At 42.7% G+C, this 12059-nt stretch carries 12 protein-coding genes and 1 tRNA gene; 10 read left to right on the top strand and 3 right to left on the bottom strand.

Annotated features, from left to right (window positions below; all coding sequences use genetic code 11):
* Window positions 1-854 (bottom strand): hypothetical protein (locus tag K1X84_06780; GenBank protein MBX7151328.1); only part of this gene is annotated, 854 nt, incomplete at its 3' end.
* 185 nt (window positions 855-1039) lie between these two features.
* Window positions 1040-1453: a helix-turn-helix transcriptional regulator gene (locus K1X84_06775; protein MBX7151327.1), complete on the bottom strand. Its 414-nt coding sequence runs from the start codon at window positions 1451-1453 to the stop codon at window positions 1040-1042.
* A gap of 278 nt (window positions 1454-1731) precedes the next feature.
* Between K1X84_06775 and K1X84_06770 the strand changes: the two genes are divergently transcribed.
* The 4 genes from K1X84_06770 to K1X84_06755 are packed head-to-tail and all read left to right on the top strand — an operon-like array spanning window position 1732 to window position 4228.
* Window positions 1732-2376, top strand: a complete 645-nt coding sequence (locus K1X84_06770) for a hypothetical protein (GenBank protein MBX7151326.1) — start codon at window positions 1732-1734, stop codon at window positions 2374-2376.
* 29 nt (window positions 2377-2405) lie between these two features.
* On the top strand, window positions 2406-3209 hold the full coding sequence (locus K1X84_06765; protein MBX7151325.1) for a ParA family protein: 804 nt from the start codon (window positions 2406-2408) through the stop codon (window positions 3207-3209).
* Between the two features lie 9 nt (window positions 3210-3218).
* Entirely contained in the window at window positions 3219-3893 is a 675-nt protein-coding gene (locus tag K1X84_06760; protein MBX7151324.1) for a hypothetical protein, read from the top strand.
* Window positions 3890-4228, top strand: coding sequence for a hypothetical protein (locus K1X84_06755; protein MBX7151323.1), 339 nt, complete (start codon window positions 3890-3892; stop codon window positions 4226-4228). The genes K1X84_06760 and K1X84_06755 overlap by 4 nt, the downstream gene beginning before the upstream one ends.
* Before the next feature lie 59 nt (window positions 4229-4287).
* Here K1X84_06755 and tpx read toward each other — a convergent pair whose 3' ends face one another.
* On the bottom strand, window positions 4288-4815 hold the full coding sequence (gene tpx, locus K1X84_06750; protein ID MBX7151322.1) for a thiol peroxidase: 528 nt from the start codon (window positions 4813-4815) through the stop codon (window positions 4288-4290).
* 369 nt (window positions 4816-5184) lie between these two features.
* On the opposite strand from tpx, the gene K1X84_06745 reads away from it, so the two are divergent.
* The 6 genes from K1X84_06745 (at window position 5185) to K1X84_06720 (ending at window position 12055) form a co-directional block, all read left to right on the top strand.
* Entirely contained in the window at window positions 5185-7143 is a 1959-nt protein-coding gene (locus K1X84_06745; protein MBX7151321.1) for a hypothetical protein, read from the top strand.
* A gap of 124 nt (window positions 7144-7267) precedes the next feature.
* Window positions 7268-7338 (top strand) — tRNA-Gln (locus K1X84_06740).
* Between the two features lie 108 nt (window positions 7339-7446).
* Complete coding sequence (locus K1X84_06735; GenBank protein ID MBX7151320.1) at window positions 7447-7644, top strand: twin-arginine translocase TatA/TatE family subunit; 198 nt, start codon at window positions 7447-7449, stop codon at window positions 7642-7644.
* A gap of 86 nt (window positions 7645-7730) precedes the next feature.
* Window positions 7731-9149, top strand: a complete 1419-nt coding sequence (gene gatA, locus K1X84_06730; protein ID MBX7151319.1) for an Asp-tRNA(Asn)/Glu-tRNA(Gln) amidotransferase subunit GatA — start codon at window positions 7731-7733, stop codon at window positions 9147-9149.
* Window positions 9150-9155: 6 nt separating this feature from the next.
* Window positions 9156-10361: an extracellular solute-binding protein gene (locus tag K1X84_06725; GenBank protein ID MBX7151318.1), complete on the top strand. Its 1206-nt coding sequence runs from the start codon at window positions 9156-9158 to the stop codon at window positions 10359-10361.
* Window positions 10358-12055 (top strand): hypothetical protein, encoded by a 1698-nt coding sequence (locus K1X84_06720; protein ID MBX7151317.1) that lies wholly within the window; start codon window positions 10358-10360, stop codon window positions 12053-12055. The genes K1X84_06725 and K1X84_06720 overlap by 4 nt, the downstream gene beginning before the upstream one ends.
* Window positions 12056-12059: the final 4 nt, after the last annotated feature.

Below are 12059 nucleotides of genomic sequence, written 5' to 3'. Positions count from 1 at the left end.
TGTTGAAATAAACGGTACTTGAGCTGATTGTCCTGATTGTCTAACTGATTATGAATTTTGTTTTGCTGTTTCACTAAGTATTCACGTTTGACCGGCATCCAGCTTAGCTTCACTTCGGATGCGGGAATTTCAAGCGTGAGCGCCCGTCCGTCGTATGCATATTTAGGCAATTCAGGTTGTTCCACGCTGTTGTATAAAATCAAATAATCCGTCGGGCCGTATTGCATGATCTGCACGCGCACTACCGACTCGGTTCCCTTCATCGGCAAGTCTTCAAAAAGTCCGTACTTCTGACGCTGGAGTTCACTGATTGAGCGTCCCACTGAGCGGTCGAGAATCAATGGTTCCACGTTTGGATTGATCACCATGGACGCCGAAGCCTTCCGGCTTCCATACCACGCACCGGCTAGAAATCCAACCGCAGCCCCTGCCGCCGCCGCTGCAAATTGTTTGTCATTATCTTTGAATTTTTGCCATTCACTCGCCAATACTTTTGAACTGACTACCTTACCGGCTAACCATCCTGCGACGCCACCCAGCGCCGATACACCGCCCGCTCTCAAAAGCGAACGCCCGATATCATCCAATTCAATCCTGCTGATCGCCCTGACCGGTATTTCCTGCATGCGATCGCCTTGACGAATGATCACCCGATCCGATTCCAGGCCGGCCATCACACATTGGATCTCCACATCTCCTACATGCACCGTCACCGGCTTATTCATATAAATTCCCAAGGCATCTTTTAGCGCGTAATAATCATAACTTCCGTCTTTTGAATTCATCAGGCTTTTCGTTCCGGAACATCCGGTTAATAATAAGGCCCAAAGCAGCAAATAAATGAATCGCTTCATGGATTCTCCTCGAAGATAAAGTGGATTATTTATTAAAATTTTTCTCACTGAAATATCAACCCCTCAGTTGATGGAAGTTTTTTGTGAAGATCGCAGCAGGTTCGTGCAATCTTTCACATGACCGCGAATAAAGTTAGGAAATCGAAACAACGGATTTCAACGCACATTTTCGCAAGGCTAAATTGCTATGCTTCTTCGATGGGCATTTTCACAATATCAGCAAGCATAGGCTCCTGATTTTTTTGAGAATACGAAGCATTCATTTTTCCATATTCCGTCGGACTCATACCATATTTTCTTTTAAATGTCCTCAAAAAAGTACTGTAATGAACATAGCCGCACTCCGAAGCTATTTCAAACCGGCGTAATCGGTTTTTTAGCAACTCATTTTTGCCATGTTCCATACGGAAGCTTTCGATCAGTTCCTGCGGAGTGGTCTTTCTGAATATTCTTACGATTTCATAAACCCTTTGCGGGCTTATTCCCAATTCCGCGGCCAGCGCATTTACATTAAAATCCGGCTCATGGAAACGCTTTTGAATAATCTGATCGATTAAATTGAGCCAGTAGTCAGAGCGTTCCCTTTTTTTAGAAAGCATAATTCACCCCTCGTAGCATTTGAAACTTTTTTGGAAAGTTTGTGTGTGCGGCAAGACGAGATCGTCTCTAGCCCTCATACAAGAGACGCTTAACCGGTCATTTTTCCATGAAAACGATGGAATTTTTTTGACACAAAGGATAAGCTTAATATTTTAAGGAAATGCTATCGTTTTATTACGCACATAATTGAATTTTTAGTGATAATTAAGCATTGATTTATTTATCAAAATGTCTTAGTTTTACCACGGTTTTATCTTACTTTTAATCAGAATTTTCTATGCCTACTAAGACCGAAGTTCCACCCCAAGACCGCGTAAAAGCAAATTTTGTCAGCGGAGATATTCACATGGTAGATCCGTTTACACAAACGCTTATCCGAAGCGGACTCGCCGACCAATATTTTTTATCCGCAATGTACATGGCGCTGTCTGAATCATCCAAAAAAGATGCGGTCGAAGGACAATTAGCTTCTATTGGCAACGCTTGGGGAAAAGAATTTTATTTACAACTCAACAACCGAATTCAAGAAAACCCCTCTGACAATATTCACAAGCCTCAGGATTATCTTAAAGATGAATTTGTTGAACATCTGAACAGCTATTTTAGTTATTCGGGCCTTGGGCAATTTCGCATTACAGAAGGCCATAAGTTTTACGTTATCAGCATGAATAACCCGGCGATTTTGTACATTGAAAAAAGCGCCATATACATTCCCCTGTTTGCCGGATTTTTTTCAGGACTCTTCAGTTCCGTAGCGGCAAAAGAATTAGACTGCATTCCGCTCACGACAGCCAATCGTCAGGATCAGATCCATTTTGCTTTGAGTATTCCTGCCGTGATCAATGAGATCCGTACATTGCAGAAATCCGGCAAATCGGAAGCGGATATTCTGAATCAATACAACAATCAACACCTTCAGTAATTCGATAGCCTCTTACGTAATCGGTACCAATGGGACACATTATCAGCATAGCCAGCCAAAAAGGAGGCGTCGGCAAAACCACAACCGCGCTTAACTTGGGTATTGCATTTTCCTCGCGGCAATACCGCACGCTCATCATCGATGCCGATCCGCAAGGCGGCGTGGTCTTCAGTCTCGACCGGGGCCGTCAACATTACGATGCCAATGATCATCATCGCGGTCTTTACCATGCACTCTGCGGAGAGGCTGAAATCAATGAAATTGCACGCACGACGGAATTTGATCAATTATTTGTCGTCGATTGCGGTATTGCCAACTCCGTCATCGACGTACAGGCTTTTGAAGAAGCCACTCGCGCATCGGGCCTGCTGAGAGAAATTATTCAAAACACCATGCAATATTTTGATTTGATCTTGATCGATTGTCCCCCGGGTGTCGGATTGATCACTAACGGCGCTCTGATCGCATCCGATTATGTCGTTATTCCGCTTCAGAGCGAACCCCTGAGCCTGCGAACTTTGCCACAGTTGCTGCGTCAATTGATTGAAATTAAAAAAACATCCAATCATGCCATTGAAATAGCGGGTATTCTGATTACGATGTTCGACACATTGAATCCTGTATCTAAAACGGTGACCGAACAAGTTCATACCTATTTCAATGATGATCTGGTATTTCAGTCGCTCATTCCCCGCGACCCGCAACTTCATCGTTTGTACTCAGGGTCGATGAGCGTGAAAGAATTGATCAAAGAAATCGAACCGACTTCGATCGGACTGCAGGCCTACGACGAATTAGCCGAAGAAATTGAAAAAAAGTTTTTAAGAAAATGAGGTAATTCAATGTCAGAGATTAAAGATGAACGTCTTGAAAAATTTGCCGCCGTCGTGCTGCCGGAAAATTATATCAAGCACTCACCCGTTACGGCCGAAATTATTATGGACGAACAGCATCGCGTTATGGCGCTGGATACGGTGTTTCTTTCGGCACTGCACCAATTCATTCATCACAGTTACAAAGGTCAATCCGCCGCAGTTTTATACAAAACGGGTTTTCATTGGGGCGATCAGGCCTATCAAAGTATCGAAAAATTAGCTTTATCAGTTTACACGGATGTTAAGACAATTAAGGAACTTAGCATGCCTCAATTCCACCGGCTTTTCACCAATCACCTGGCGGCCATGGGTTGGGGAAATTTTGAACTTAAACGCCGGGATGACTTTCTTTTTGTTGATCTTTATGACAGCTTTGTCGTTGAATCGTTAAAATCGAATGAGAAAACGGCGACGACGGTGTGTGATCTTTACGCGGGTTTTCTTGCAGGAATTTTCAGCCGTATTTCCAACATGCAATTGGCCTGTTTGGAAATTACATGTATGATTGAAGGATATGAATTTTGTTCTTTCCTGCTCGACAATGAAGAAACGATCGGACAATTAAAGGAAACCATTAGCCATGGCATGACTCCTTTGGAAGCTTTTCAGAAATTGAAGAAGGAAATAGGAGAATCCGCATGAGCGAAAGCAAAGCGTTTGAAGAGACAACCGTTGCAGCTAAATTACTCGATGAATTTTTTTCCCTCTCCCGGCATTCGGTTCAAACTACCGCAACATCGGTATTTTTTGATAAACAATATTTGACGATTACGGAATTTTTAGCGCCGATCGGAAACGATTTGGCCGTCGCAAAACCCGAAATGCGTTCGAATGGCAGTATTGAAAATTTTATTGCCACGTCTTTAAAACGTAAGAAACCAAACGCTTTTCGAAACACTCTAGCCCAAACATTAATGGTTACGAACGATGAACTGAAACCCATGACAATTAAAAATTTTCTGGACCGTTTGAGTTAAGACTTAAGCTGACGATAGCAAAAAGCCTCTCAAAAGAGAGGCTTTTTTAGTTTCCGAGATTACAGTAGAGTTTTAATCGCTTGCAGCGCTTTATCAAAGTCGGGTTGTTCTTCGATCTTTGGACAATATTGCGCGTACTTTACGGTATCGTCTTTATCGACGACAAAAACGCCTCGCCCACAAACTTGCCATTCTTTCAATAAAATGCCATAATTCATTGCAAAAGATTTTTCAGCGTAATCCGACGCCATTTTTATTTTTGCAGCGCCTTTAAGCTGATGCCCGCAAAAACGTCCTTGAGCCGGTGGCAAATCCATACTCACCGTCATGATTTCAACACCGTCGCCCAATTTGGCCGCTTCTTCATTAAACCGGATGGTTTGCGCTTCACACACACCTGTATCTAAAGACGGAACCACATTAAATACTCTGATTTTGCCTTTACTTGAATCCAAAGTAATCTCAGTATTTGGCGCGAGCCCTGTTCTGACTTTAAAATTGGGAGCTTTTTGCCCAACTTTGACTTCTTCGCCTAATAGCGTTAAGGGATTGCCTTTGATCGACGTAATACCGGTTCGCTCAGTCATTATTGACCTCCAAGTATATTGACTATAATAAAATGTAATTAAACGATTTTCTCTGCAAGAAAATAACGATTCTCGAGTCCAGAATCAAATGGAATCTCAGATATTCATTACGAAATCTTGATGAGAGAATTATTTTTTCATTAAAAAAAGATAACAAACATACTTATCTCTTGACTACATAGATCAATTTCTTTATAATAGGCCATCACCCTACCAAATATATTTCAACTTGCTTAGAAACATCGTTTGAAAAGACATATTAAGGACTAGAATTTTACCTTAATTAGTGAATTTTTTCTTAAAGTTGTTACTATTTTGTTTTCGTTACTTAATTAACGTATTTACATTAACTTAATTGAAGAGGCATGTATGAAACGAAGCTATCTACACAAAGTATCTTTGTTTGCTATCGCAGCAATCGCTATTGGTTCCCTCACCTACATCGGTTGCGATGATATCAAAAAAGATATCGCCAGCGTAAACCCCGAAACAAAACAATTTACCGGAACTGTGTTAGGTAAAATTTTTGATCGGTGTACGGGAGCACCGATCGCAGGTGTTAAAGTATCGATTGCTGGAAAATCAGCTGTGACAACCAATTCAAACGGCGAATTTGTTTTCCGTGATGTGCCGATTACTACGGATGGAACCTATACGAATGGCTACAACACTTTTTGGGATTCGTACGAAGTATTAATGGATTTCACTGGGTACAATAAGAATAAAGCCGACAGCCTAAAATATCCCGATTACAAACTGGATCAAGTAGACGTGATTTTTACAGATTTGCATGACGGAGATAATTACGGCAGCGGATCGGATGGAAATCCCAACGAGTCGGGTTCAGGTGCCGACACACCGGTTGATGGTATCGTATCCAGCATGACCGATCTTCAAGCTGGTCGTTTAAACACGACTATTAGCGGTGAAATTGTTGATGCTTTATCATACGATGCTGTCGCGAATGCAATTGTTTACTTAAAACAGACTAATTCAGTTGGAAACACTACGGTTGTTAAACAAACTACAACGGACAATAACGGACAATATGCATTTACACATGTTGAAAACGGCTCTTCATTCACTGTAGAAGCGATGAATCAAGCCAAGACCATGAGTGGTTCCGTTGCAGTCGGATTGACTTGCGGTCAAGATGCTATGTTAAGCTCACAAGTTACCGCACAACGCTTATTACTATCGTCCAATGACAACGTAGCACCGTTTGTGACTTCAATTAATATTCAAAACAACGAAGACGTTGACCTCGCCGCTAAATCAACGATCGTTTACACATTCTCTGAACCCATCAAACAAACGGCTTATACCGATGCAAGCCTTCCCAAAGGCCATAACACGATAATCGATGACATTACTTTTTCATTTACCGGCTTGAAAAAATCCGATGCGGTTATTCAATTTACAGCATCATGGAATGCACCGACCTATGATCAATTAACCATTTCACCGACGGGTATGGTTGGCGCATCACGTTATTCGGTTGCATACGCTGCCGGTATGGCTGCGAAGTTAACTGATGCCAAAGGGAATGCCTTAGCCAACGCAGGAACGGCAATTGTTGGTGACTTTTTAAATACGGAGTCGCTCGCGTTTACTACCAAAGGATTGAGTACTGAACCAGCTAAACCTGTATTGACGAAAGATCCGACTACTCCGCTTGTTCAATGGAATGGCGGCTCAGTCAAATTAGAATGGACGGTTAATGAAACCACGGTTAAGGTTAAATACTTTGACATCTATAAGAAAATTGGCGATGGACCTTTTGATCGCATTGCTACCAATGTTCGTTCAACCGATACGACATTGACAATAGGCACCACGGATTTAAACAGCGGTGGTAACAATCCTCGTTTTGCTCAAAGCGTTCAATTCATAGTTCAAGCAATCAGCACTAATTTGGTGGTTGGACCCGTTAGTGATGCCGTGACTGTAGTTGACGACACAAGACCGACGCTCGATGGAAATTATGCTATCAACGCTGCAGTTTCGGGATTACCCGGTGATGAATTAGCTGGAGCCGGCGATTATGTCTATATCGCGTTTAACGAGCCTGTCAGCGAGACAGACGCTGAGAATATTGCAAACTACGGTATTGACAACACGGGTGGAGGAACTGCTACAACCATTTCAAGTGCGGTTTATTTCGGTCGCACAACAATTACCGGCGTTTTTACTAACCTTTATGTAGTTCGTCTGACAGTAACCAATGGTTCAATAGACGGTGGTGATGTTTTAACGATTACGAATAATACATTCCATGATCTCGCAGGAAATCCAATTGATGTCAACGTCGATCAATTGACTTTCTAATTCAGTAGTTATCGTTTTACCAAAGCCAGCCCAATTCACAACGGGCTGGCTTTTTTTATTGTTGCCTTGATAAATTTCGTGTTGATTTTTTAAAGTACGGTACGTAAGTTAGCACGTCCAAGATTGGAATGTCGTCCAACGGTAGGACAGTGGACTCTGGATCCATTAATCGGGGTTCGAATCCCTGCATTCCAGCAATAAGACTTTCGGCAATACCTGCATGAAAGTCTTTTTTATTTTCTTGCATTTTTACTTTCAATGAGCTAATTTCCAGCGTTAGTTAATAAAGATTTATTACTCCTAATGGAGGTGTTATCCATGAATTTAGGCATGCCTGAAATTATCGTTATTTGTATTGCGGTATTAGTCCTTTTTGGAGCCAAAAAAATTCCTGAATTCGCTCAAGGACTCGGTAAAGGTATCCGGGAATTCAAGCGCGCAATGAACTCAACGGAAGAAGAAATCAAAAAGGGAATGAACGATACTTCCGAGAAAAAATAAAACCCATTGTACCTATCGCAAAATTTTTGCATCCACATCCCGATTTTATCGGGATTTTTTTTATAATTTAAACCTCACTCCATAGCATGAACCTAACGTATTCGGAAATCCGGAATGCTCTACAGCACGGCCGTTCTACTTGCCGCTCGATCATCGAAAATTATTTAACCGTCATCGAATCTAAAAAAAATCTTAATGCGTTCATTACTGTATTTGACCGCGAAAAATTAGTGAAACAGGCCGAGGTCATTGACACGAAGTTTAAATCAGGAAAAGCCGGACGCCTTGCCGGAATGGTGGTCGCTGTCAAAGATGTTATTGTCGTGAAAGACGAGCGCAGCACCAGTGGATCGAAAATCCTCGAACACTATATTTCACCGTACAATGCCACTGTGGTCGAACGATTAGAAAGCGAAGATGCTATCGTCATCGGTAAAACCAATCTGGACGAATTTGCCATGGGATCGTCGAACGAAAATTCGGCTTATGGACCTGCATTGAATCCCATCGATCCGACCCGTGTACCGGGTGGTTCGAGTGGCGGCAGTGCCGTGGCGGTTGCTGCAGGGCTGGCTACAACAGCTTTGGGTTCGGAAACCGGCGGCTCGGTTCGCCTCCCCGCTTCTTTTTGCGGCGTTGTCGGATTAAAGCCGACTTATGGCCGTGTGTCTCGTTACGGCCTTAGCGCATTTGCATCATCTTTTGATCAGATCGGGCCGCTTGGCAATAATGTGGCTGATACGGCTCTGATGGCTTCGATCATTTCCGGGTTAGATGCGCATGATACAACTACAGCAAATATTCCCGTCGCTGACTATTATACCGAGATGGAAAAAGGCGTCAAAGGATTAAAAATCGGAATTCCAAAAGAATATTTCGGTCAAGGCATTCAAAAAGACGTTGAAGATGCCGTACAGCAAACTATACGACGTCTTGTCGGCGCCGGAGCCGAGCCGGTTGAAATTTCTCTTCCCCATACGGAATACGGGATTGCAACGTATTACATTTTGGTTACGGCTGAAGCATCGTCGAACCTTGCCCGCTATGACGGGGTTCGGTACACGCACCGGTCGACTGATTCCAAAACGATCAACGATGTTTTTGTTAAAAGTCGTAGTGAGGGTTTTGGCCCCGAAGTCAAACGTCGAATCATGCTCGGCACTTACGTTTTAAGCGCGGGTTATTATGATGCTTATTATAAAAAAGCACAAAAAGTCCGTACACTGATCAAAAATGATTTTGTCGCCGCGTTTTCCAAAGTGGATTGCATCATAGCGCCCACATCACCTACTGCGGCTTTCAAACTCGGCGAAAAAACCGATGACCCTTTATCTATGTATCTCTCCGATGTCTACACGGTGAATATCAATATTGCCGGTAATCCTTCACTCAGCGTGCCGTGCGGAAAAGATTCTAATAATCTCCCTATCGGTATACAAATCATTGCCCAAGATTTTGATGAAGGCATGTGTTTCAGAGTTGCGCAGGCAATTGAAAAATTCTGATCATTCATGAAACGAGCCATTGTACTGATTTTTATTTTTTTTGGAATTGCGTGCTCGAAGCCGCAATCCCCAGCAGGTACAATAACCCTGAGTTGGTGGCAATTTTGGGCCGAACCTTACCAAAAACCTGTCGTCCAGGACATTATACAGAAATTCGAAAAAGAAAATCCCGGAATCAAAATTCAAATGACTGAGCTTACATGGCAAACCGGGCATGATAAAATCGCAGCAGCTTTTGCTGCCGGTCGTGCACCCGATGTGGTGGAATTAGGTTCAGACTGGATTTATGAATTTGTCTCCGGTGGAGTTATTAGAAACATTACTCCTCAGGCCGATTCCATTCGCGATCAGTTTTTAGGATGGGGTATGGCGACAGTTGACGGGCAGGTATATGCTTTTCCATGGATGCTAGGCTCGCGGGCCATATTCGTCAATAATGATCTTATTCAACAGCCAATTGCGGATTGGAACGAATGGCTGGCAGCCGTTCAAAAAGTTCATAAGCCCGAATCCGGAATTTATGGATTCGGCAATACCAAACGCGAACCGCATCAATTATATAAAAAAATTCTTCCATTCTTCTGGAGCAATGGCGGCGATTTATTTTCACAAGACGGAAAAATGCCGTTGATCAATGATGATCGCAACATTCAGGCTCTTGAATTTTATCTAAAATTATGTGAATTAGGATTACTCGAAAGTCAAAAAAATCTCGACGATTATTTTACGCAAGGTAAGGTCGGCTGCGTCATTTCCGGAGGATGGCTGATCAAAAAAATTCAGGATCAGAACCCTGAATTGAACTACAAAGTAATACCAATGCCCAAAACTTCCGTACAATCTGAGATTCCCGGTTATTCATTTTTGGGTGGAGAGTTCTTAGCCGTTAATGCCAAATCAGAAAATACCGACGCTGCAATACGATTTATTCGTTTTTTGATGAAAAAAGAAAATGTTTTACCGCTCTCAACTTTATCCAAAGTAACTACGCCTGCAGCTAAGAACGGCATTGACGACGCTTACTTCCAAAACGCACCCTTTGAAAAAACCTTGTATCAGCAAATGTTAATTTCAAAACCATCTCCTCTTCATCCGAAATGGACGGCCATTGAACGGATTTTAGAAGAAGAAATTGAACAGGCCGTATATCGTAATAAAACCGCCAAGCAAGCTTTGGATGATGCTCAGAAACGCGTTGAGAGTTTGAATTGAAAAAATATTTTTTTACAATTTTTCTGATAACAATAACCGGGTATCATGCCGACGGACAAGTCAAGCAAGATCTCGGACGTGTATTCTATCAGCAAAACTATCGCCCGGGCGACTGGATTACGTTTTCGGGAAGCCGTTTTGTGACATCGATAGCCGTCAGTCATAACAAAGCGTATATCGGCACTGAAAGCGGGCTTTTGCGGTACGATTATGTCCAGAAACAATGGGAATATCCGCTGACGACCAGCAATGGCATGCTGGATAATGTTGTCTATCGAGTCGGTTACGATCAAAGAACGGATTACGTCTGGATTGCCACTAAAAACGGAATACAATTTTACAACCCCTACTCCCAGCAATTTTCAACGACCACGTACGCCCAGATTGGAATTGATCCGAATGAAACGATTTTGTCTATCGGCTTTGATCAAACCAATGTTTGGTTACAAACATCGAAGACCTTTTATACTTCCAATGCAGCTATTATGACCGTTTCCCGCGGAACACCTCCGCAAAGTGGTATCCAATGGTTTGGCAACGCATCGCAACTCATCAACCGTTTGCCCAATGTTTATACCAACACGGAAAGCGGATATCAATTTTATAGCGCAGAACTGAATTTTGTTGACAGAGAGTTTCGGAAATTTCCGCTATCCTGTTACGCCTTTGATCCTTTCGGCAATATCTGGATCGGCAGCTACGGAGCCGGCGCCTGGTTTGCCAACGGAGTATCGAATTTGGCCGAACCGTTGAAATATGGACTTGCAATGGAAGATGTTACGGCAATGGCTTTCGATGATGCTTCCATGTGGCTTGGCGGATATGCTCACCCATTGATTCAAAATTCCCTTTTCAGCGAATATTCCGCCATTACACAATGGAATCAGGAAACGGACCAATTCACATATTATGAATCAGGATTTCAACGCGGTTTGAAAGCCGATAAAGTAACGGCCATGTTGATTGATTCGCATAGCGTGTGGATCGGAACGGAAGAGGGATTGATTCGTAAATCCAAATCCATGGATTACTGGAGTACCTTTGGAGCGTACAGCGGGTTGTTTCATCCTCACGTTTATGCTTTGGCCAAACAAGATAAGCGTTTGTTTATCGGATCGGAAGACGGTTTGAATTTTGCTTCCGTTGTTGATAAAGAGTATGTAATCCAGCGGGTCGATATTCCGGAACTACGCAACCTTGCGGTCTTTAAAATCGTGATCAGCGACAACATCTTGTGGCTTGGTACCGATAATGGTATCTATGCTATCGATCAAAATGAAAAACGTTGGTATCATTATGACTCTTACGGATTCAGCACCGGTGCGACGACCTATTTACGCCAATATGTGCGTGGCATAGCTGAAGACGACTCATCTATTTATTTCGCTTCGCAGAAAAATGTTGTTCGTTATAGTAAAAAATCCAAACAGTGGGAATCCATTCCTTTGAATCCTGATTTTATCGAAGCGGGGATCAATGACGCATCTTGCGATGATCGTAATCTCTGGATTGCGACTAATTCAGGCGTTCTGCGATTTGTCAAAAATAAACGGAAATGGATTTATTATAGTTCACAGGACGGGCTGGCATCCGATATCGTTAAAAGCATACTCATCGATGGCGATTACGTTTGGTTCGGAACCGAAAAAGGCGTGACACAATTTTATTGGAATGCCCCCCATCTGAAAGAATAAAATT

The sequence above is a fragment of the bacterium genome (assembly GCA_019695335.1).
In the GTDB taxonomy this organism is placed as follows: domain Bacteria; phylum CLD3; class CLD3; order SB21; family SB21; genus JABWBZ01.
The sequence above is the reverse complement of the archived record's forward strand: the minus strand, read 5'-3'. Positions and strand labels throughout refer to the sequence as shown.

Excerpts from the sequence above, each read along its gene's own strand:
- K1X84_06725 (MBX7151318.1), top strand. The coding sequence starts at position 9,156 with ATGAAACGAGCCATTGTACTGATTTTTATTTTTTTTGGAATTGCGTGC.
- tpx (MBX7151322.1), bottom strand. The coding sequence starts at position 4,815 with ATGACTGAGCGAACCGGTATTACGTCGATCAAAGGCAATCCCTTAACG.
- K1X84_06775 (MBX7151327.1), bottom strand. The coding sequence starts at position 1,453 with ATGCTTTCTAAAAAAAGGGAACGCTCTGACTACTGGCTCAATTTAATC.
- K1X84_06755 (MBX7151323.1), top strand. The coding sequence starts at position 3,890 with ATGAGCGAAAGCAAAGCGTTTGAAGAGACAACCGTTGCAGCTAAATTA.
- K1X84_06765 (MBX7151325.1), top strand. The coding sequence starts at position 2,406 with ATGGGACACATTATCAGCATAGCCAGCCAAAAAGGAGGCGTCGGCAAA.
- K1X84_06745 (MBX7151321.1), top strand. The coding sequence starts at position 5,185 with ATGAAACGAAGCTATCTACACAAAGTATCTTTGTTTGCTATCGCAGCA.
- gatA (MBX7151319.1), top strand. The coding sequence starts at position 7,731 with ATGAACCTAACGTATTCGGAAATCCGGAATGCTCTACAGCACGGCCGT.
- K1X84_06735 (MBX7151320.1), top strand. The coding sequence starts at position 7,447 with ATGGAGGTGTTATCCATGAATTTAGGCATGCCTGAAATTATCGTTATT.
- K1X84_06760 (MBX7151324.1), top strand. The coding sequence starts at position 3,219 with ATGTCAGAGATTAAAGATGAACGTCTTGAAAAATTTGCCGCCGTCGTG.
- K1X84_06770 (MBX7151326.1), top strand. The coding sequence starts at position 1,732 with ATGCCTACTAAGACCGAAGTTCCACCCCAAGACCGCGTAAAAGCAAAT.